Raw genomic sequence first — 21,680 nt, 5'->3', positions numbered from 1 at the left:
CGCCTGCGCAGAAGTTTGCCCGGCATGGACGCCCCGCATCTTCCAGACCTGCCCCCCGTCGCCCTGCTGCCGCATCCCCAGGACGCGGAGGGTAACCCGCGTCGCGTGGGGGTCGAGGTCGAGTGCGGTGGCCTGACCGAGGAGCGGCTGGCCGGCATCGCGACCCAGGTTCTGGGCGGCAGCGCCCGGCGGACGGCCGGCTACGAATTCGCGGTGACCGATACCAGCATCGGCGATCTTCAAGTCATGCTGGACACGGCGCTGAAAGACCATGCGCAGACCGAACTGGTGCGCCGGGGACTGGATATGGGACGCGGCGTGATCCCGGTAGAATTCGTGACCGACCCGATCCTGCCCACCGATCTGGTGCACGTGGACGCCTTCTGCCGCGCCCTGCGCGCCGCCGGGGCCACCGGCACGCGCGATGGCGCCTTCCTGGGCTTCGGCGTGCATCTCAACGTGACGGCCGCGGGACTGGGCGTCGACGGGGTGCTGCCCACCCTGCGGGCCTTCGCATTGATGGAGGCATGGCTGCGACGCGCAGATCCGATCGACGCCTCGCGGCGGATCCTGCCTTTCGTCGACCCCTACCCGGCCCGCTTCGTCGATGCGCTTGCCGCGCCCGACGCCGCCGGGTGGGACATGAAATCGCTGATCGACACGTACCTGCGGCTGACGCCGTCGCGCAATCGCGGGTTGGACATGCTGCCGCTGATCCGCCACCTCGCCCCCGACCGGGTGCAGAACGAAGTCGATGGCGCCAGCTCGATCAAGGCCCGCCCAGCCTATCACTATCGCCTGCCCGACTGCCGCATCGACGACCCCGACTGGTCGGTCACCCGCGAATGGAACCGCTGGGTGCGTGTCGAACGCGTGGCGGCCGATCCCGCGGCGCTTGACGCCCTGGCGGACGGGTGGCGCAAGTACCGGTCCCGCCGGTTGCCCTTCGGCCGGGGAAACTGGGCGCTGACCGTATCCGACATCCTGGGCATTCCGCAGGGGCTGACCGCCTCATGACCGAACGTCCGCTGATCGGCGTCACCACCTCGCGGCAATCGGGCTGGCGGATCTTCCCGCTCGTCGCGCTGAACCTCTGGCTGGCCGGCGGGCGCGGCGTGCGGTGGGTCGCCGGACGGCCTTCGGACATTGCCACGGTCGACGGCCTCATCATCGGCGGGGGCGACGACATCTCGCCCGATCTTTATGGTGGCGAGATCATCACCTCGGCCCGGCTGGACCCCGACCGCGACGCGATGGAGCAATGCCTGGTCGAAGAGGCGATGGCGCGCGGCAAGCCGGTGCTGGGGATCTGCCGCGGCGCACAGATGCTGAACGTCGCACTGGGGGGCACCCTGCACGAAGATGCCTACGGCGTTTACACGGCCAGCGACCGGCACTGGACGATTTTGCCGCGCAAAGAGATCGAGATCGTGCCCGACACCCGTCTTGGCCGCCTGGCCGGCGTGCGGCCGATGCGTGTGAATGCCCTGCATTCCCAGGCGGTGAAGGAGCTGGGCGCTGGCCTGCGCATTGCCGCCCGTGACACCGGCGGCATGGTGCAGGCGGTCGAGCGGGTAGAGGAACCCTTTGCCCTGGGCGTCCAATGGCACCCCGAACACCTGTTCTACGCCTATCGTCAAAGGGCCCTGTTTCGCGCCCTGGTGGCCGCCGCCCGAGCCGGGCGCGAGGCAAGGAACCAGCTTCCCGTGGTCAGCGACCTCGCCGGGGCCTGAGGCGAGAAGGGGGACAGGGATGGAGGCGAAGGACGCGGCGGCGCGTGCGCCTCGCCCGTGGCGTCACATCGCGGCCAGCGCCGCCCGGTCCAGGTCGAACACCGCGTGGCCCTGGTCGGCCAGGTAGCGCAGCGCAGTCAGGGGGACCGTGCGCCCCGTCTCCATCCCCTCGCCGCCGATCACGACCGCGACGAAGCGATAGGTATCCTCCGTGACTTCCACATCCTCGATCCGGCCCAGAAGGCCGTCGTCGCCAAAGGCATCGCGCCCGATCCAGTCGCGGGCGTCAGTGCGGTGGCTGGGAGGCTCGGCCTCGCTCTCGGGCACGTCGGCCATTTCTTCGTTCCAGAGCGACTGCATCAGAAGCGGCGCATAGGTACCACCGAAGGGACCGACGATCAGCGGCGGCCATAGCGACAGGCCCTCCAGCGGCGCGCCCTCGCCCGACCAGCGGGCCGCGGCCTCGATCTCGTCCCGCGTCAGTTCAGGCGCGTGCCAAAGACCCTCGGCCGCGTCGATCCGGCCCAGGCGCGACAGGGAAACCACAACGTCGTGCCGGTTCCACCATCCCCCGATGTCGAGCGCGGCGTGCCGTAGCCGCCAGCCCGCGGGATCGCAAAGCAGGGTGCGGACAGGATACCGGTCGTCGCCGGCGGCAACGGTCAGGTTTAGAAGGCGGGTCAGGCGATATGTCATGAGGGCGCAACCATCGGCTGCGCCCTCGGGTTCCGCCACGTCGGTGTGCGCGGTCAGTAATCGCGCTCGAAGAACACGCCCAGGCTGGTGCCGCCTTCGTTCGACACGCCGCCGCGTACGGTCAGCGACCGGGTGACATCGAGGTTCAGGTTCAGCTCGGCCTGTCCTTCGGCATTCACCGTCACGTCGGTATAGACGTTTTCGTTCAGGTAGGCACCCGCGCGCACCGCCGGGTTGCCCTCTTCGTCGGTGGTGACGTCGAGATCATCCAGCCCGAAGTTCTGCCGCAGGTTGCCCACCACGCCGTCGCCGCCGCGCCCGGCCAGCGTCGCCACGGCCGAGGCCAGCTGCGCCGCCTGCAAGGGCGAGATCGAGGTCAGCGACCGGCCGAAGATCAGCCGCGCCAGCACCTCTTCCTCGGGCAGCTGCGGCTGCGAGAGGAAGTCAATGTCGGGCTCCAGCGCCGGACCCTCGACCACGATCTGCACCGTCACGTCGCCTTGGTCAGTCGAGGCGACAAGCCGGATATAGGGCGTGAAATCGCCCTGCAGGGTGATCGTGCCCTCGTCCAGCGTCAGCCGCTGGCCCAGGATGTCGAGCCGCCCGCGGATCAGCTCGAAGCTGCCCGCCGGGATAACGTTGGCGGTGGTACCGGTCAGCGCCAGCGCGCCGCCCAGCTCAGCATCCAGGCCCCGCCCCCGCACGAAGATCTGATTGTCGGCGACGATCTCGATATCCAGCGGATAGGCGACCGAGGCGCCGCCGCCCGACCCGCCTTCGCCCGGCTCTTGGATCAGCCCGGCCCGGGAGCGGGTCGCGCGTACTTCGGCGGGTTCGTTCAGGTGCACGAGGTCCTCCGGGATGGGCCCGGTGGCGCCCAGCCCGGTCGAGGGGATCCGCACCTCGGTCTGACCCAGCGACAGCCGCCCGGCGATGGTGGCGCCACCTGCCAGCGGGCCGTTGATCGTCACCCTCCCGTTCACCGCGGTTTCATAGAGGTTGGGATCGGTCAGGTCGAACCGCGCCAGGTCGATCGTCAGGTCGGCAGGCAGGTTGCCCGACAGGCCGATGCTGCCCTGCGCAGTCAGGCCACCGCCCGTCTGCTTGTCCGCCTGCGCCTGCACCCGTGCGGTGCCGTTCTGCAGCGTGACCGTGGCGCCGATATTCTCCAGCACCACGCTGACCGAAGGGACGACCGCCCGCGCGCCGGATGTGGTGACCCGGCCCGACAGCGCGTCGAGCCCCGGCGCGCCGTTCAGCGCCAGATCGAAGCTGACGCTCCCGTCCAGCGAATTGGGCGTCGTGAACCGGTTCGCCAACGCCAGCGGGGCCGTGCCGTCGATATCCAGATCGAGGGTCGAGAAATCGCCCGCGGCCGTCCCCGCGATCCGGGCGTCGGTGCCCCCCGGTCCGGTTGCCGTGACGTCGATCCGGTAGCCGTCGCCCGTCTGGGCAAGGCGCCCGTCGGCGGTCACGGCGCCCGAAAAGCCGTCGACGAAGGGCGAGATGTCGGTCAGGCGCGCGTCGAACTCGACACCGCTGCCACCCGCCCCCAGCTGACCCGAGGCGCTGACGTCCAGAAGCCCGGTATCGACCACCGCACGGGCGATGCGGATCGGGGCGTCCGCAGCGTCGCGGCTGGCGCTGAGGTCGATCTGCGTCTGCCCGCCAAGGATGCGGTCGACCTCGGCCTGCCCGATCCCGAGGTTCGTGCCCGTGGCATCGAGCGTCACGTCGAAGCGCGACAGGTCGCTGCGCATCTGGCCCCGCGCCTCGGCCTGCAGGCCACCCGACAGGGGCAGGCCCGCGACCGCGCGGAACCGCGCCAGGTCGCGCGCGGTCAGGCGGACCGTCCCGTCGACCAGCGGCGTACCTGTGTCGATCTCGCTGATCCGGACTGCCGCCTCGATGATCGTGGCCAGCCCCTCGGCATCCAGCGTGACGGACCATGCGCCGCCGGTTTCCTCGGCCGACAGGTCGGCGTTCAGCGGACCGGACAGGCCCTGGACCACGTCACCGGCGTCGGCCAGCACCAGCTCGGCCGTGATCGCGCCGGCACCCGGGGCATAGCTGCCCTCGCCCGTGGCGCGGATCTGCGGGTTGGCGATGCGGAAGGCGGGGATCTCGACGCCCTCGTCGTTGCGCCGCGCCTCGATATCGACCTCGGTCGCGCCCGCCAGAAGGTTGTCGGCGATCTCCTGCCCGATTTCGACCGAGCGCGAGGCGCCCTCGATATCCACGTCGAAATCGCTGCCGTCGATGCGCGCGGCACCCGAGGCGGTCAGGTTCAGCGACCCCGACAGGGGCCGACCGGCGATGGCCTCGAACCGGGCCAGATCCTCGGCCACCACACGGGCGGTGCCCTCGACCCGCGGCGCGGCGTCGCCCTGCAGGTCGCTGACCACCGCGTCGGCGGCCAGCTGGGCGCCCAGACCGTCGCCCGACAGGTCGACATTCCACGCGCCACCCTCTTCGGCGGCATCGAGCGTCAGGGTCACCGGACCTTCCAATTGCGGCAGGATGCGCGCCGCGTCGGGGACCTCGATATCGGCGTTGAAGGCGCCCGCGCCGGGGGCATAACTGCCGCCGCCAGTGGCGCTGATCTGCGGGTTCGCGATGCGGAACTGCGGCACCTCGATGCCATTTTCGTCGCGCGCGGCGGCAATCTCCAGATCCGTGTCGCCCTGCAGCAGGCCGTCGACCAGATCCTGCCCGATCTCGACCGACCGGGCGGTGCCCTCGGCCGTCAGGTCAAAGGCCGACAGGTCGGTCACGGCGAACCCCGACAGGTCGAGGTTCAGCGCCCCCGCAAGCGGCCGGCCCGCCAGCGCCTGAAGGCGCGACAGGTCGCCCGCGACGACCTGCGCATCGCCCTCGACACGCGGGGTGGCACGCAGGTCGCTGACCCGGGCATCGGCGGTGATCCGGGCGCCCAGACCCTCGGCATCCAGATCGACGGTCCAGACCTCTTCGGCCGCGTCCGCGCGCAGATCCAGCGTCACCGGCCCTTCAAGCTCGGGCAGGATGCGCGCGGCGTCTGCGATGTCGATATCGGCGTCGATACTGCCGCCATCGGGGGCATAGCTGCCCTCGCCCGTGGCGCGGATCTGCGGGTTCTCGATATGCAGGCGCGGCAGGTCGAACTGCTCACCGGCGCGCGCGGCGGTCACGGCGATCTGCGTGCGGCCCTGCATCAGGCCGTCGACGATGTCCTGCCCGATGGCGATGTCGGCACTGCTGCCGTCGATGGCCAGGTCGAACTCGGACAGATCGGTCCGCGCGCCACCGTCGAGCGTGAGATCCACCGCACCTTCGAGCGGGCGCCCGGCAAGGGGGGCGAACCGCGCCAGGTCTTCGGCCGTGACATCGGCGCGACCCGTGACGCGGGGGGCATCCGACGACAGCTCGGTGATCTCGACATCGGCATCGACGGTGGCGCCCAGGCCCGCGGCCTGCGCCACGACGTTCCAGCCTTCCGCGATCTCGCGCGCCTGCACGTCGGCGGTGACCGCCCCGGTCAGCTCGGGCAGAAGAAGTCCCGCGTCCGACAGGCGGAACTGCGCATCGGCGCGGCTTTCCCCCTCGGCATAGCGGCCCTCGCCCGCGAGCGTCAGCTGCGGGTTCTCGACCGTGACGCCGGGCACGATGATCCCGGTTTCGTCCCGCCGGGCCGACCCCGACAGGACGGTTTCGCCCTGCAAGAGGTTGTCGGCCTGCGGGATACCGACCTCGACCGACTGCAAAGTGCCGTCGAGCCCGATGTCAAAGGCCGACAGGTCGCTCAACGCATAGCCATTGGCGGCGACATCGACCGATCCGGCCAGCGGACGGCCCGTGAGGTCGGAGAACAGCGACAGGTCCGCGGCGGCGATATCCGCCTGCGACTGGATGCGCAGCGGCTGATCCTCAGTCACGGTGATCTGCCCTTCGGCATCCACCGTCGCCTGCAGGCCGCCCGCGTCCAGCGTGTATTGCCACAGGCCCTGCTCGAGCGTCGCTTCGAAATCGACATTGGCCGCACCTGTGGCGCGGGGATCCAGCGCGGCGGCGTCCGGCACGTCGACATTGAGCGAAACGAAAGCGTCCTGCGAGGTCAGGTCAGCCTCGCCCGCCACCTGCAGCGCGGGGCTTTGCAGCGACAGGGTCTCGACCCGCGTGCCGGTCTCGTCGCGATCCGCGCGCAGCGTCAGGGTGGTTTCCCCGGCAAGCAGCCGGTCCAGCGCGGGCTGGCTGAGCGAAAGGTCCGTGGTCGTCCCGTCCAGCGCGACGTCGAAGCGGCCCTGAAGCAGGCCGTAGGTCAGGTCCAGCGACAGCTGCGCGCCGCCCGACAGCGGCCGCCCCGCCAGTGCGGAGAAGGCCGACAGGTCCCGGGCCGCGAGATCGGCGTCAAGCGTGATGTCCGTGCCTTCGCCCGTGGCGTCGACCGCGCCCTCGCCCGTCAGCTCGAAGCTGTCGCCGGACAGGGCCAGCCGGTCCAGCGTTACCGGCGCGCCGGCGGTCCAGCGGATCGCGGCATCGCCGGTGATCGCGTCGCCCAGCGCGGCCTGCGCCCCGCCATCGGCCAGCGAAAGCTCTTCCGCGGCGAAATCGAAATCGGCGGTGACGGTCTGCGCGCCGGCGTCGGTGGTGCCGATCCGGCCCGTGCCCTCAAGCCGCAGGTCGCCGATATCTGCCGTCGCGGTGTCGAGCGCATCGATGGCGATCAGCGCCTGCCAATCCTCGCCCCGCGCGGCATCGAAAGCGATGTCGAGGTCGACCCCCTGCACCCGCAGGTCCTGCCCCACGGGCAGAAGCACCGGCGCGCCGCCCTGATCGGCGATGCGCCCCTCGACGTCGATGACATCGGGCAGGCCGTCCGCGCCGACGGCGATGCGCCCCTGCAGCGTCAGCGACTGCGCCGTCAGGCTGAGTTCGGGAATCTCGACCCGGCCCCCCGGATAGCTGGCGCCCTGCACCTCAAGCTGGATGTCGGGGCCGAAGAAGGGGCGGAACTGGGGCGAGAAGACCGGCGCGATGTCGCCGCCGATATCGGCGGCGAAGCTGCGCGTCGTGCCGTCTTCGCCTTCTTCCGACGCGACCGAAACGGTGCCCGCGATCCGGTCTTCGCCGTCGGTCGCCAGCTGGATGTCGGCGGTGAAGTCCGACACCGGGCCCTCGCCCGCCACCGACAGCGCGACCGAGGGGCGGCCGGGCAGGTCGAGCAGGTTCGCGGCGATGCCGTCGGCCCCCTCTTGCAGCGACAGATCCAGCACAAGCTCGCCGGTGTCGTTGGCGTAGCTGCCCTCGAAGGTCAGCGCGCCCTCGGCGTCCAGCCGCTCGACCGCCAGCTGCGCCTCGCCCTCGCCGCCGGCCAGCCGGGCGCTGCCGTTCAGCGCGATCTCGGCCGCCTCGCCGAACAGGGGCTCGCCCAGCGCCACGCGCTCGATATCCAGCGTCTCGATCACCACCGAGACCGGCAGATCGGGAAGCGAGAAAGGCTGCGCCTCGGCCGGGGGCGGCTGCGTCCCGCCCGCCTGCGGCAGGCGCGGCAGGTCGATCGAGGCCGCCGAAAGCTCTTCAACCTCGAGCCGTCCGCGCAGTAGGGCGGACCGGTTCCAGTCCAGCACCGCGTCGCGCAGGGTCAGCCACACGCCTTCGTCATCCGAAATGGACAGCTCGGCGATGGTGGCGCGCGAGCTGAGCGCGCCCTCGAAGCCACGGATGCGCACCTCGCGCCCGGCCGAGGACAGGTTGTCCTCGATCAGATTTTCCAGGAACCCGCCGCCATCCTCGTCATCATCCTGCGACAGGACGGGCTGGGCGGGAAGCGCGACCGCGAGGGTCAGCGCGAGGGGGGCGAGGAACTTGCGCAGCGTGGACATACTCAAAAGGCCTGACCGATCCCGACATACAGCGACACGCCGCTGCCCCCGCCCGAGACGGGGACCGCCGCATCCAGCCGGATCGGGCCAATGGGGGTGTAGTAGCGGACGCCCAGACCGGCGCCCGAATGGCTGTCGCCGCTGCCGGGCACGGAATCTTCGCTGACGGAGCCCCAGTCGACGAAGCCCACGACGCCGATATTATCGGTCACGCCCACCCGCGCCTCGGTCGAGACGGCAAGGTACGACGCGCCGCCCGACTCGACACCCGAGGGCAGCGTGACGCCCAGCGACTGGTAATCCTGCCCGCGCACCGTGCCGCCGCCGCCGGAATAGAAGCGGTAGTCGTTGGGCACGCCTTCCAGGTCGGCGCCCAGGATCGACCCGCCCTGCAGGCGACCGGCGAAGATGAAGCGGTTCTCCTCTCCGAAGCCGCGATAGCCGCGCGCGTCGAAGGTCAGCCGCCCGCCGTTGTCGGCGCTTTGATAGCCCAGGAACGGCGTCAGGTCGGCATCGACGTAATAGCCGTTGGCGGGGTTCAGCGTATCGTCGCGCTTGTCCAGCGTCGCGCCCAGCGGGAAGGTCAGAAGCGAATAGTCGCGTTCGCCGGCCTCGTCCTCGACCCGCGAAAAGCGGTAGGCGATCCCGGCCTCGACGCTCAGATCCTCGGTCACGATGCGGGTGAGCCCCGCCCCGATGGTGCCGGTGTTCGAGGTAAAGTCATCCTCGTTCAGGCGTTCGATTTCGCCCAGGACATAAAGATCGGTATCCGCGCCGAAGGTGGCAGGCCGTTCGAACCGGGTGGCAAAGCTGTAATCCTCGCCCCCCTCCAGGCCCAGCTGCGCCAGTTCGCCGTCGACACGCAGCCGCTCGGCCCCGCCGAAGAGGTTGCGGTGCAGCCAGAAGGCCGACAGCGTCAGCCCGTCGATCGACGACAGCTCGGCGCCGAAGCCGAAGCGCCGCGGCGCCTCTTCGTCCAGCTGCGCCTCGATCCCCATGACGTTGCCGGGGGCCAGCTGCTCGTCCTCGACCAGCGCGACCGAGCGGAACACCTGCGTGCGCCGCAGACGCGAGGCGGCGCGTTCCAGTTCGTCGGGGTCGAAGACCTCGCCCGTAGGCAGGCCCGCGATCTCGACGATGCGGTCGGGCCGCATCCGGGTATAGCCCTGGGGCCGCAGGTCGCCGAAGCGGACGACCGGCCCCGGGGCGATGACGATGCGGGCGGCCAGCGTGTCGGCGTCGTGGTCTGCGACGATCTGCTCGTCACCGATATCGGCCTTGGCCCGGCCCTGTCCGCGCCAGCCCTCGACACCCGCCGAGGCGGCGCTTTCGATCAGCGGCGTGCGGGCCGGTTCGCCCAGCGCAAAGCCTTCGGGAAGCTCGGTCTCGGGCGCCAGCGGATCGACCTCGGCCCGGCTGAAATCGTAGACCGGGCCGGGATCGATGCGCACCACGATCCGGTCGATCCGGTCCAGTCCGCCCAGCGGCGGGATCTCGGACGCCTCGCGCCCGTCGACGAGGATGTTGACCGTGCCGCCGAACCGGCCCTCGGCATAAAGCGCGCCCACGAGGCGGGCGTAATCCGCCCGTGCCGCGGCCAGAAGCTCTTGCGGGTCGTCGACGCCTTCGTCGCGCGCCCCGATCAGAAGCGAGGCATCGGCCAGGTCGTCGCGCAGGTCGTCCGAGGCGGCGGGCGTGTCGAAATCGATCTCGATCGCCGGGGCGGCCGTGGTCGTCAGCAGGATCGCCAGCAGCGGAATACCAATGCGGACAACGGGATTAACGGATACGAATCGCACTGGCTCTGGCCCCCTCACACTTATCCACTTTGATAGACGGGGCGCTGTTGTGTGGCTAGCGCCGCCGGATCACGATGCGGCGGCGTCGATCTGCTGCAACAGGTGCAGGCGGCGATCCGCTCATGCCCCTCCCTCACCCTGCACTCGGGCCCCGTGGCAAGGCCGCACCGGGCTTCGGGCGGTGGCGGCGCGCGCTAGCGCGAGGCGGGCGCGACCTCGGCCTTGACCTGCCCCCAGGTGATCATCGTGAAGACGGCCGTGCCGCCGATCACGTTGCCGATCAGGACCGGGAAGAAGAACCCGAACACCGCCTGCCCCAGCGCCAGGTCGCCCTGCAGCAGCAGGTACGCCATCTCGACCGCGCCGGCGATGATATGGGTGAAGTCGCCCGCCGCCAGCAGCCAGGTGAAGGTCAGGATGATGAAGAAGGGCTGCCGCGGCGCGGTGGGCAGCATCCACACGATGGCGGCGACCAGCACCCCCGCGGGCAGCGCCTTGACGAAGGCCTGCCACGGCGACATCCCGGTGGCGTGCAGTGACAATTCGCGGATCGCGTCCAGCACCTCGGGCTGGAACGCCCCCGACATGATCAGGAACGCGGCCGCGACGAAGGCCCCCACCACGTTGGCCGTCAGCACGATCCCCCAGAGGCGGACCACCTTCCACAAATATTCCCGGCAGGGCTGCGCCATCAGCGGCAGGACCGTGGTGATCGTGTTCTCGGTGAAAAGCTGCATCCGACCCAGGATCACCAGCAGGAAGCCGAAGGAATACCCCAGGTTCTCAAGGAGGAATATCCACTTCGCATCGGGCAGGTAGGCACGAAAGATCGCTTCGCCGATTACCGAAAAGCTGATCAGGATGCCCGCCGCCAGTCCCGACCAGATCAGCGAATGCCTGGGCCGGTTCAGCTCGTCATGGCCGTCGCGGCGGATCACCTCGTAGATCAGTCGCGCCGAAAGACGCGTCGCGTCCTCGACCGAATCCTCCTCGACTTCCTTTTCGTGCTTTCGCGACATCTCGTCGGGGGCTTTGACCAAACCGGTCTCCTTCGGTGTTCTGCACTCTTACACGGGCGGATGAGTACGGGGGCGGACAAGCCGCCCACCCGGCCCGGGAACCCGATCCCCCGCTCCGGCGCTGGACATCGACGGGAACCAGAGGAGACCGGAGATGACACGGAATCATGGGGCGTCGGTGAAGGACGACAAGCTTTACGAGGAACTTCGCCAGGACGGCAACTCGAAGGAGAAGGCTGCGCGCATCGCCAATGCCAAGGCGAACGACGACATGCACCCCTCGCAGAAGGGGGGCGAGGCCTCGCCCTACGAGGACTGGACCAAGGACGAGCTTTACAGCCGTGCGCAGGAAATCGGTATCGACGGCAGGTCGGACATGACCAAGGACGAGCTGATCGCCGCCCTGCGCGAGCACTGATTGCGCCGAGCCGGACAGCCCCCCGAGCGGCGGCGCCGAGGGTCGGGGCGGGCTGCAAGGCGGGTTGGTCCGGCCCGCGCCCCGCGCCATCGCGGTCAGGTCCCGGCAGTCAGATCGTGCGGACGATCAGCGGGTGCACCGAACCGGGGTCGGGCGCCTCGTCCTCGGGCTGTTCCAGCGGGAAGGCGACGCGCGCCAGGGCCCCGGGATCGGTGTCGCGCATCTCCAGCGCACCGCCCAACTGCATCGCGAACTGGCGCGCGACCATCAGCCCCAGCGACCGCGCCCGGTTCACGTCGAATCCTTCGGGCAGACCAACACCATCGTCGCGCACCTCAAGCGCGCCGTCGTCGTCCCCTTCGCGCACCAGCCGCAGGGTCAGAACGATCCGCTGGCGATGCGGCAGGTTGTGTTCGATGGCGTTCGACACGCATTCCGTCGCGATCAGCGCCAGCGGAATGGCCTGATCGTTGGTGATCGGCAGATCCTCGATCTCGAACCGCGGCACCACGCGGCCCTCGGCCCCGGCGGCGGCGATGATGTCGGGCACAATCTCTTCGAAGAAGTGACGGAAATCCATTTCCTGCCGCGACGGGTCGTGCAGCCGCCTCTGGATCTTTGCCACGACCGCCAGTCGGCCCGCGGCACTGTCGAGAGCGGCCTGTGCGGCGGGATCCTCGACCTTGCGGCGCTGAAGCTGCAGCAGCGAGCCCACCACCTGCAAGTTGTTCGATACGCGGTGCTGCAGTTCGTGGAACATCAGTTCACGCGACCGGGCGAGCGTCTCGCTGCGCTCCCGCTCTTCCTGCAGGCGGGCCAGCGATTCGTTCATCACGTGGATCAGCACGATGTCGGTGGTGACGATGAAGATGTAGAAGGCCAGCGCCAAAGCGGTCAGCCCGGACAACTGGAACGAGTTGTAGGGGGCGATGAAGAAATACCACGACGCCAGCCCGCCCAGCGCCGCCTGCAGCGCGCCCGCACGGATGCCGGCGAAGAAGGTCGTCAGGATCACCGCCGGAAAGAAGGTCAGATACGGAAAGCCCAGCGGCAGGTGCCCGCGCAGCAGATAGCGCAGACCGAAAGCCAGCACGAAGCCTACCGTCACGAACGACGCCTTGTAGCCGAAGCTCTTTTCGGCCAGCGCCCAATCCCTAAGTCGTTTGCGCACTGCTTATCCCGCCGTGTTCGCCATATGTGCCCTCTTGAAGCGGCGCGGGCGACTTGTCCAGTGACTTCGCCGACGTCACCCCCCGGTTGAGCCCGCCCGGGACGTCAATCCAGCGGACGCGTGCCGATCTGCGACCCCTCCAGCATCTTCACCTCGCGCTGCGGGAAGGGGATCGAGATGTCGTTCGCCTTGAACGCATCCCAAAGCGCCAGATACACGTTTCCGCGGATGTTGGTCAGCCCTCCCGTGGGGTCGGTTATCCAGAATCGCAGGATGTAATCCACCGAACTGTCGCCGAAGCCCACGATGTGGCAGACCGGCGCGCGGGTGGTCAGCACCCGGTCCACCGCGCTCGCCGCCTCGATCGCGACGCGGCGCACGATGTGGGGGTCATTCGCGTAGGCGGTGCCGAAATAGATGTCGAGGCGGACGAATTCGTTGGAATGCGACCAGTTCACCACCTGCCCGGTGATCAGATCCTCGTTCGGGATCAGGTATTCCTTGCCGTCGCGGGTGACGACCGACACGTAGCGCGCCCCCAGCGCGTTGATCCAGCCGAAGGTTTCGCCCAGGCTGATGACATCGCCGGGCTTCACCGACTTGTCGAGCAGGATGATCACGCCCGAAACGAGGTTCGACACCACCTTCTGCAGGCCGAAGCCCAGGCCGACGCCGATGGCCCCCGACAGGACGGCGAGGCCGGTCAGATCCACGCCCACCGCCTTGAGCCCGATGAAGAGCGCGGCGCCGTAAAGCAGGATCTGCATGACCTTGACGACCAGCACCTGCATCGACGGCGACAGGTCGTCGTCGCGCTTTATCCGGGCCGAAGAGGTCTGCGTGACGATCCGCGCCAGCGTCAGCAGAGCGCCCAGGACCAGCATCGCCTTGACCAGCGTCAGCAGTGACAGACGGAAATCGCCGGATTCGAAGGCCGCCCGGTCCAGGAGGGTCGCGGCTTCATCCCGCCAGCCCAGGTAGTAGAGGATCGTGTAGATCCACAAGAACCACCGCAGCACCACGCGCAGCGCGTGGTTGCGCACCAGCCGGGTGATGAAGGCCACCAGCAAAAGCACCAGCGCGATGGTGGCCACCAGTTCGATAATGTAGCTGCGCGAGGGAAAGAAGAAGATCAGCCGCATCACCGCGAAGGCGATCCAGGACAGCAGCACGAAGTAGATCAGCTGCAGCCGCCGGTTGACCAGCAGCAGCAGGCGCAGCCGCCACTTGGCCCAGCCTTCCAGCGAGTGCATCCAGTCGCGCATCCGCGGCCGGGTCAAGCGTGCCAGCGCCCAGGCCAGCCCCACGCACAGAAGCAGGATCGCCACCTGCGCCAGCCGCGAGGGCAGCAGAAGGTTCGACAGCAGCGCCTCGACCCTCAGCAGCACGAAGCCGAGTGCCTCGCGCAGCCCTTCGAACGACATCTCCATACTGCCCCGCCGCATTTCCCGTGCCCGCCATCCTAGCCGGTCGGGATGGGGCGGCAAGCCACGACTGCGCGCGCCCGTCACCGCGCTGGCGCACTTCGCCCGCAGGCCCCTTCCGGCGCGGCGCGGGACGCATGATGGGGCACATTGCCGTGGCACACGACCCACGCGGGCCCGCCGCCTGCGTCGCGGCCCTTGCGGCAGCCGCCCGCGCCCTTTATTTCAGCGCGGATGGAACGAGTCTTCGATATGGACGACCGGGCCCGCCTGCCGTGGCGGTTCTACGGTGAGACGCGCAGTATCCGCGCCCGACTGTGATCGGGCGCCCGTCCGCGCGCGCCCCCGCCCCCCCCGCCATCGACTCTTGAGACGCCATTACAGCCGGGAGAGGACCGCATGTCCCCCAAGACTCTCTATGACAAGATCTGGGATGCCCATGTCGTGCATGAAAGCGACGACGGCACCTGCCTTCTTTATATCGACCGCCATCTCGTCCACGAGGTGACGAGCCCGCAGGCCTTCGAAGGTCTGCGCATGGCCGGCCGCACCGTGCGTGCGCCCGAAAAGACCATTGCCGTGCCCGACCACAACGTGCCGACCGATCCCACCCGCCTGCAGGGCATCCGGGACGAGATGAGCCGCATCCAGGTCGACACCCTGCGCCAGAACGCCAAGGATTTCGGCGTCGAGATGTACGATGTCGACGACGTGCGTCAGGGCATCGTCCACATCATCGGCCCCGAACAGGGCTGGACCCAGCCGGGCATGACCATCGTCTGCGGCGACAGCCACACCGCGACCCACGGGGCCTTTGGCGCGCTGGCCCACGGCATCGGCACCTCCGAGGTCGAACACGTGCTGGCCACCCAGACGCTGATCCAGAAGAAGTCCAAGAACATGCTGGTGCGCGTCGAGGGCGAGCTTGCGCCCGGCGTCACCGCCAAGGACATCACGCTGACGATCATCGGCCGCACCGGCACCGCCGGCGGCACCGGCCACGTCATCGAATACGCGGGTTCGGCGATCCGCGCGCTGTCGATGGAAGGCCGGATGACCGTCTGCAACATGGCGATCGAAGGCGGCGCCCGCGCCGGCCTGATCGCGCCGGACGAAAAGACCTATGCCTACGTCAAGGGCCGGCCGCACGCGCCGTCGGATGCCGACTGGGACAAGGCCGTCGAATACTGGGAGTCGCTGAAATCCGACGAGGGCGCGCAGTACGACCGCATCGTCGAGATCGACGCCTCGGAAATCGCGCCGGTCGTGACCTGGGGCACCAGCCCCGAGGACGTGCTGCCGATCACCGCGGCCGTGCCCTCGCCTGACGATTTCGCCGGCGGCAAGGTCGCCGCGGCGAAGCGCTCGCTCGACTACATGGGCCTGACGCCGGGCCAGAAGCTGAGCGATATCGAGATCGATACCGTCTTCATCGGCTCCTGCACCAACGGCCGAATCGAGGACCTGCGCGAGGTCGCGAAGATCATGGAGGGCCGGCGGGTCAAGGACGGCATCCGCGCGATGATCGTGCCGGGATCGGGCCTTGTCCGCGCGATGGCCGAGGAAGAGGGCATCGCAGCCAAGCTGCAGGAGGCGGGCTTCGAATGGCGCATGGCGGGCTGTTCGATGTGCCTGGGCATGAACCCCGACCAGCTTTCCCCGGGCGAACGCTGCGCCTCGACCTCGAACCGCAACTTCGAGGGGCGGCAGGGCTACAAGGGCCGCACTCACCTGATGAGCCCGGCAATGGCGGCGGCGGCCGCCGTGACCGGCCGGCTGACCGACGTGCGCGATCTGGCGTGACCCCCGGGCGCCTGTCGCCCCCCATGGGACCCTCTCATCAAGAGGGTCCCATGGGGGCGATGAGCGCCGGACAGGAGATTTGAAAGATGGAAAAATTCGAAAAGCTCACGGGGATCGCGGCGCCGATGCCGATGGTCAACATCGACACCGACATGATCATCCCCAAGCAGTTCCTGAAGACGATCAAGCGCACCGGCCTGGGCGTGAACCTCTTCGACGAGATGCGCTATGACCGCGATGGCAACGAGGTCCCCGACTTCGTGCTGAACCAGCCCGCCTACCGCGATGCCGAGATCCTTGTCGCCGGCGACAATTTCGGCTGCGGCTCGTCGCGCGAACACGCCCCTTGGGCGATCAAGGATTTCGGCATCCGCTGCGTCATCGCGCCCAGCTTTGCCGACATCTTCTTCAACAACTGCTTCAAGAACGGCATCCTGCCCATCGCCCTGCCACAGGAGCAGGTCGACCTGCTGACGCGCGACGCCGAAAAGGGCGCCAACGCGCGCATGACGGTGGATCTGGAAAACCAGGTCATCACCACCTCGGACGGCGACACCATCTCCTTCGACGTCGATCCGTTCCGCAAACACTGCCTGATGAACGGACTCGACGATATCGGCCTGACGCTGGAACAGGCCCCCGCAATCGATGGATTCGAGGGTCGTCTTGCCGCGGAACGCCCTTGGCTCTGATCCAGCGACGCACTGTTTCCGAACCTGAAAAGGCCGCCCGAGGGCGGCCTTTTTTGTGCGCAGAACTGATGCAAAGGGGCACCAATCCCTCCACGAAATCGCCCAGATATTTCGGCAAAGTTAACCCATGATTGAGACGGGTTTTGGAAAGCGGCAACAATTGGGCAAGATTGAGGCAACCCACGACACAGATCGGGGACCGCAGCGAACAAGGGCGCGGCACTGCATCGCGTTCATCCGAGGCAAGGACAGCGGGCAGTGATTTCACGTCTGACAGGCGCCGTGGCGCGTGGGTTTCTGGTGATGGTGCTGATCGCCACGCCGTCGCTCATGGGCACCGGCATCACTGAAGACGGGGCGCAGGTCGTGTCGCTGGTCGCGCTGGCCGCCGCGATCCTGACGATCTCGGAATACGCCTCGGCCTATCCCTGCCTCTACGAATTCCGCGACGCGCCGCCCTTCAATCGCATCCGCTTCGGATCGCTCTTCGCGACCGTCTTCCTGCTGTCGATCATCACCCGGGGGCTGGTCGAGGAAACCTCGCTCACGCTTTTCGTGCAGGCCGTGGGCGGCGTGGTCGGCAAGGCGATGGATTTCCCCTATTCCCCTGTGCAACTGGCGATCGGAATGCTGCCCGACGGCGCCCCGGTGGGGGAGGTTTTGCTCATGCGGGCCATGGTGGGGATGGCCTTCCTCGCCGCGCTGCTGTCGCTGTCGGGCTTCGTCATCTGCTGCAAGGTAAAGCACTGGCCGCTCGATTCGGGCCGGTTCAACGTGTGGATCAACCTGCCGACCTTCGATCCCACCTCGGGCGGCGACGTGGTCGACCGCCTGCGCCGCGACAGCATGATTAACGTCGCATTAGGATTCTTCCTGCCATTCGTGATGCCGATGGTGATTGTCGAGGCGAGTTCGGTGTTCGGCCGGGTCGCGATCGACACGCCGCAGACACTGGTCTGGACGGTTGCGGCATGGGCGTTCCTTCCCACCTCCCTGTTCATGCGCGGGATCGCGATGGGGCGCGTGGCCCGGATCATCGCGCGGCAACGCCAGCTCGACTCCGACCCCGAGGGCGGGCTCGTCACCGCCTGAACGGATGGCCGGGCGGCGCGCGCGCCGCGGTGCTGGCCGCCTGCATCGCCCTGATCGCCCCTGTCCCCGCTCCTGCTCAAACGGGGGCCGAGCGGGTGCGGATCGTCTACTTCAACACAGAACTGGCGCGCGACGGGCCGGGGCTGCTCTACCGCGACATCCTGCGCGCCGACCCGCAGGTGCTGGCCGTGGCGCGCACGCTTGCCCATCTCTCCCCCGACATCGCGGTCCTGTCCGGGGTCGACTGGGATCACGAGGGGCGCGCCCTCGACGCGCTGGCCCGGCGCATCGCCGAGGCCGGCCACCCGATGCCCCACGTCTTTGCCGGCGCGCCCAATGCCGGGGCGGGCAGCGGGCTGGATCTGGACGGTGACGGGCGGCGCGGCGGGCCGGGCGACGCACAGGGCTATGGTCGGTTCCGGGGCGAAGGCGCGCTGGCCGTCCTGTCGCGCCACCCGATCGCCGCGGACGACCTGCGGGATTTCTCGGGCCTTGCATGGCTGGACCTGCCCGACAACCACGCGCCAGAGGGCACGGCGCCCGGGCAGCGGCTGTCGTCGAATGCCCACTGGGATCTGCCGGTGCGCATCGGCGCCACCTCGTTGCGCCTGCTGATCTGGCACGCGACGCCGCCGGTCTTCGACGGGCCGCGCGACCGCAACGGGCGGCGCAATCATGATGAGGCCGCCTTGTGGCTGGCCTACCTGCGCGGACGGCTGGCCCAGCCCCCGCCGGAGAGCCGTTTCATCGTGCTGGGCGACGCCAACCTCGACCCCGCCGACGGCGACGGGCGTACCCTGGCCATCCGGACCCTGCTGGCCCATCCGGCGCTGCAGGACCCCGCGCCCCGCAGCCGGGGCGCCGCCCTGGCCGCCGCGGCTCAGGGCGGGCCGAATGCGGCGCAGCGGGGCGACCCCGCGCTCGACACCGCGGACTGGTTCGAGGACCCCGGAGACTGGGACCGCGCCGCGCCGGGCAACCTGCGCGTCGACTACATCCTGCCCTCGCGCGATCTGCAGGTGCGCGATGCCGGGGTGTTCTGGCCTGTCCCCGACACGCCCGACGCCGCGGTCTTTTCGGTCGACGGCACGCCCGCCTCACGGCATCATCCCGTCTGGGTCGACATCGACATCCCCGGGCGCGGATGGGATCCACGCCCGCTGCCCGAGCACCCCGAGAAGTGACGCCCCCCATGGCGTGCTTCGGATGCGCCCCCGGGCCGGGGCTTCGGGGCGTCAGCCCCTTCCGTCTAAGACAGTCAGCGGCAAGGGCAGTGGCTTGCCGCGGGCCGCGTCAGCGGTCAGGTCGGTGGCGCAGGACCGTGGCCAAAGATGGCCCGTGTCAGGGACCCGTGTCGGTGGCCCTGATCGATGGTCCGTATCGGCGGCGCCGGGCTCAGTTGCCGCCGATGTCGCCGGGCGCGATGGCCACGGACTTCATCACCGCGTGACAGGTCATGCCGGGGGCGAGGGCGAGGGTCTCGGCCGACCGGCGGGTGACCCGCGCCAGCACCCGTCCCGCCGGCGTGGCCAGCGACACCAGCATGCCGGGCCCGGCCCCGGGGCGCAGCGCCTCGACCCGGCCGGGCAAGATGTTCAGCGCCGACAGCCCCTCGGGCCGGTCGCGCGACAGGATCACGTCCTGCGCCGCGATGCGCAGCCGCACCCCCTGCCCCGGCGCCAGATCCAGCGCCGGCAGAAACAGGGGCACACCCCCGGCATCAAGCTCGGTCAGGCCGTCGGCATGGTGGCGCACCACCTGCGCCCGCAACATCGCGCCCGCCGCCCGCACACCGGCCGGGGTCACCATCGGATCGCCCAGAACCTCTTCGGCCGGTCCCTGCCCCACCACGCGGCCGTCCTGCAGCGCGACCACCGTGGTGGCCAGCCGCGCGACTTCGGCCGCGGCGTGGCTGACGTAGAGGATCGGGATCGACACCTCGTCGCGCAGCCGTTCGAAATAGGGCAAGATCTCGGCCTTGCGCGCCTCGTCCAGCGCGGCCAGGGGCTCATCCGCCAGGATCATCTGCGGCGCCGACAAGAGTGCCCGCCCGATGGCGACGCGCTGCTTCTCGCCCCCCGAAAGCGCCGCCGGGCGGCGGTCCAGCAGGTGACCGATACCCAGCATCTCGACGATGCGGGCCTCGTCCGCGGGCCGGGCGTCGCGGGGGGCGAAGGCACGTCCGTACCGCAGATTGCCCCGCACGCTCAGATGCGGAAAGAGCCGCCCCTCCTGAAAGATATAGCCCAGGCGGCGGCGGTGCGGCGGCAGCGCGATCCCCGCCGCGGTGTCGAGAAGCGTCCGCCCCCGCAGCACGACCCGCCCCGCGTCGGGCCGCAACAGCCCCGCGACGGCATTGACGATCGTGGTCTTGCCCGAGCCCGAGCGCCCGAAGAGCACGGTGATCCCCGGCGGCGCCTCGAACGTCACGTCCAGACGGAACGCCCCCTGCGCATGGCGCAGCGCAACCGCGAGACTCATGCCCCCGCCACCCGTCGGGCCAGGCGCGTGCCGATCCACTCGGACAGCAGCAGCGCGGCCATGGCGATGGCGACCGAAACGGCGACCAGCTGCAGCGCCGCCGTCTCGCCCCCCGGCACCTGCAGGAAGGTGTAGATCGCCGAGGGCAGCGTCTGGGTTTCGCCGGGGATGTTCGACACGAAGGTGATCGTGGCCCCGAACTCTCCCATCCCCCGCGCAAAGCCGAGGATCGCACCGGCCAGGATTCCCGGCAGGATCAGCGGCAGCGTGACGGTGACAAAGACCATCGAGCGCGAGGCGCCCAGCGTCGCGGCGGCCTGCTCGAGCTTCGGATCGACGGCCTCGAGCGACAGGCGGATCGCGCGGACCATCAGCGGAAAGCCCATGATCGCGGCGGCCAGCGCTGCGCCCGTCCAACGAAAGGCGAAGACGATCCCCAGCTCGGCCAGCGGTCCGCCCAAGGGGCCCTGCCGTCCGAAGCCCAGAAGCAGAAGGTAGCCCGTGACCACCGGCGGCAGGATCAAGGGCAGGTGCACCAATCCGTTCAGAAGCTGCCGCCCCGGGAACCGGCACCGCGCCAGCAGCCACGCCACGCCCACGCCAAAGGGCAGGCTGACGAGGGTGGCCCAGAAGGCCACGCGGAGGGACAGGCGCACCGCCTGCCACGCCTCGGCATCCAGCCAGTCGAGTGGCGCGTCCACCGGCCTAGTCCGCCAGCACGCGGAAGCCCTGCGTCTCGAACACCGCGCGGGCGGGGACGCTGCGCAGATGATCGAGGAAGGCATGCGCCGCCGCAGGGGCGTCGGCCAGCGCGGCGGCGGGATAGATGATCGGCGGGTGGCTGTCGCCGGGGAACAGGCCCACCACCGTCACCCGCGGTTCGGCGGCGGCATCTGTGGCATAGACGATGCCCAGCGGCGTCGCCCCCGCGGCGACCAGCGCCAGCGCCGCGCGCACGTTGTCGGCCTGCGCCACCCGGGGCGCCACGCCGTCCCAAAGGCCAAGCGAGGTCAGCGCCGCCTTGCCGTAGATCCCGGCAGGGACGGCATCGACCAGCGCCATCGCCAGACGTCCGTCGCCCAGCATGGCGGGCAGGTCCAGATCGGGCCCGATACGCACCCCTTCTGCCTTGGGATCGTGCGAGATCAGCACCAGCGCATTGCCCAGAAGGTCGGCTTGGCTGTCGACGTCGATCCGTCCGGCCCGCGCCACCGCCTCCATCCAGTCGGTGCTGGCCGACAGGAACAGGTCCGCGGGCGCGCCCTGCTCGATCTGCCGCGCCAGGGCCGAAGACCCGGCGTAGGAGATGACGATGTCGTCCTGCGTCGTGCCCTCGTACCCGGCCGCGATCTCGTCCAGCGCGGTCTTGAGGCTGGCCGCGGCGAAAACGGTCACCGTCTCGGCCCGCACGGCGCCGGCACCCAGCGCGAAAAGCGCCGCGAGGGTCGCAAGGCGATGGCGGCGGGCAAGGGGCGGCATGGGGGTCTCCTG

The 21,680-nt window shown here is 69.4% G+C and carries 16 protein-coding genes; 7 read left to right on the top strand and 9 right to left on the bottom strand.

Annotated elements, in window-relative coordinates:
- The first annotated feature begins 24 nt into the window (after positions 1-24).
- Positions 25-1,017, top strand: coding sequence for an amidoligase family protein (locus EKE94_RS12050; protein WP_164870907.1), 993 nt, complete (start codon positions 25-27; stop codon positions 1,015-1,017).
- Complete coding sequence (locus EKE94_RS12045) at positions 1,014-1,733, top strand: gamma-glutamyl-gamma-aminobutyrate hydrolase family protein (protein ID WP_127906836.1); 720 nt, start codon at positions 1,014-1,016, stop codon at positions 1,731-1,733. The genes EKE94_RS12050 and EKE94_RS12045 overlap by 4 nt, the downstream gene beginning before the upstream one ends.
- Positions 1,734-1,796: 63 nt before the next feature.
- On the opposite strand, the gene EKE94_RS12040 is transcribed toward EKE94_RS12045, so the two are convergent.
- The 4 genes from EKE94_RS12040 to EKE94_RS12025 form a co-directional block, all read right to left on the bottom strand.
- Positions 1,797-2,429, bottom strand: coding sequence for a PRC-barrel domain-containing protein (locus tag EKE94_RS12040; protein ID WP_127906835.1), 633 nt, complete (start codon positions 2,427-2,429; stop codon positions 1,797-1,799).
- 53 nt (positions 2,430-2,482) lie between these two features.
- Positions 2,483-8,290: a translocation/assembly module TamB domain-containing protein gene (locus tag EKE94_RS12035; RefSeq protein ID WP_127906834.1), complete on the bottom strand. Its 5,808-nt coding sequence runs from the start codon at positions 8,288-8,290 to the stop codon at positions 2,483-2,485.
- 2 nt (positions 8,291-8,292) lie between these two features.
- Positions 8,293-10,089 (bottom strand): autotransporter assembly complex protein TamA, encoded by a 1,797-nt coding sequence (locus EKE94_RS12030; RefSeq protein WP_235855999.1) that lies wholly within the window; start codon positions 10,087-10,089, stop codon positions 8,293-8,295.
- 194 nt (positions 10,090-10,283) lie between these two features.
- Entirely contained in the window at positions 10,284-11,108 is an 825-nt protein-coding gene (locus EKE94_RS12025) for a formate/nitrite transporter family protein (RefSeq protein WP_127906918.1), read from the bottom strand.
- A gap of 154 nt (positions 11,109-11,262) precedes the next feature.
- On the opposite strand from EKE94_RS12025, the gene EKE94_RS12020 reads away from it, so the two are divergent.
- Entirely contained in the window at positions 11,263-11,526 is a 264-nt protein-coding gene (locus EKE94_RS12020; protein ID WP_127906833.1) for a DUF7218 family protein, read from the top strand.
- Positions 11,527-11,635: 109 nt separating this feature from the next.
- On the opposite strand, the gene EKE94_RS12015 is transcribed toward EKE94_RS12020, so the two are convergent.
- A complete protein-coding gene (locus EKE94_RS12015; RefSeq protein WP_127906832.1) occupies positions 11,636-12,697 on the bottom strand; it encodes a sensor histidine kinase in 1,062 nt (353 codons plus the stop codon).
- Positions 12,698-12,801: 104 nt separating this feature from the next.
- Positions 12,802-14,121 carry a mechanosensitive ion channel family protein gene (locus EKE94_RS12010; protein WP_127906917.1) on the bottom strand — a complete coding sequence of 440 codons (1,320 nt, stop codon included), beginning with the start codon at positions 14,119-14,121 and terminating at the stop codon, positions 12,802-12,804.
- 399 nt (positions 14,122-14,520) lie between these two features.
- On the opposite strand from EKE94_RS12010, the gene leuC reads away from it, so the two are divergent.
- The 4 genes from leuC to EKE94_RS11985 all read left to right on the top strand — a co-directional run bounded on the left by leuC (position 14,521) and on the right by EKE94_RS11985 (position 18,892).
- Positions 14,521-15,924, top strand: a complete 1,404-nt coding sequence (leuC, locus tag EKE94_RS12000; RefSeq protein ID WP_127906831.1) for a 3-isopropylmalate dehydratase large subunit — start codon at positions 14,521-14,523, stop codon at positions 15,922-15,924.
- Positions 15,925-16,010: 86 nt separating this feature from the next.
- The gene (gene leuD, locus EKE94_RS11995; RefSeq protein WP_127906830.1) at positions 16,011-16,616 is read left to right on the top strand and encodes a 3-isopropylmalate dehydratase small subunit; all 606 of its coding nucleotides are present in this window, start codon (positions 16,011-16,013) and stop codon (positions 16,614-16,616) included.
- Positions 16,617-16,874: 258 nt separating this feature from the next.
- Positions 16,875-17,708 (top strand): hypothetical protein, encoded by an 834-nt coding sequence (locus EKE94_RS11990; protein ID WP_127906829.1) that lies wholly within the window; start codon positions 16,875-16,877, stop codon positions 17,706-17,708.
- Between the two features lie 95 nt (positions 17,709-17,803).
- Positions 17,804-18,892, top strand: coding sequence for an endonuclease/exonuclease/phosphatase family protein (locus EKE94_RS11985; RefSeq protein WP_206615067.1), 1,089 nt, complete (start codon positions 17,804-17,806; stop codon positions 18,890-18,892).
- 211 nt (positions 18,893-19,103) lie between these two features.
- On the opposite strand, the gene modC is transcribed toward EKE94_RS11985, so the two are convergent.
- Genes modC through modA form a run of 3 tightly spaced genes read right to left on the bottom strand, consistent with a single transcriptional unit; the run spans position 19,104 to position 21,668 of the window.
- Positions 19,104-20,189, bottom strand: coding sequence for a molybdenum ABC transporter ATP-binding protein (gene modC / locus EKE94_RS11980; RefSeq protein ID WP_127906827.1), 1,086 nt, complete (start codon positions 20,187-20,189; stop codon positions 19,104-19,106).
- Positions 20,186-20,890, bottom strand: coding sequence for a molybdate ABC transporter permease subunit (gene modB / locus EKE94_RS11975; protein WP_235855997.1), 705 nt, complete (start codon positions 20,888-20,890; stop codon positions 20,186-20,188). Before modB ends, modC begins: the two co-directional genes overlap by 4 nt.
- A 4-nt stretch (positions 20,891-20,894) precedes the next feature.
- Positions 20,895-21,668, bottom strand: a complete 774-nt coding sequence (gene modA / locus EKE94_RS11970) for a molybdate ABC transporter substrate-binding protein (protein ID WP_127906825.1) — start codon at positions 21,666-21,668, stop codon at positions 20,895-20,897.
- Between the last annotated feature and the right edge of the window lie 12 nt (positions 21,669-21,680).

The sequence above is a fragment of the Mesobaculum littorinae genome, assembly GCF_004011175.1.
Lineage (GTDB): Bacteria > Pseudomonadota > Alphaproteobacteria > Rhodobacterales > Rhodobacteraceae > Tranquillimonas > Tranquillimonas littorinae.
Note: the sequence above shows the minus strand (reverse complement) of the source record. Positions and strands in the feature narration are given on the sequence as shown.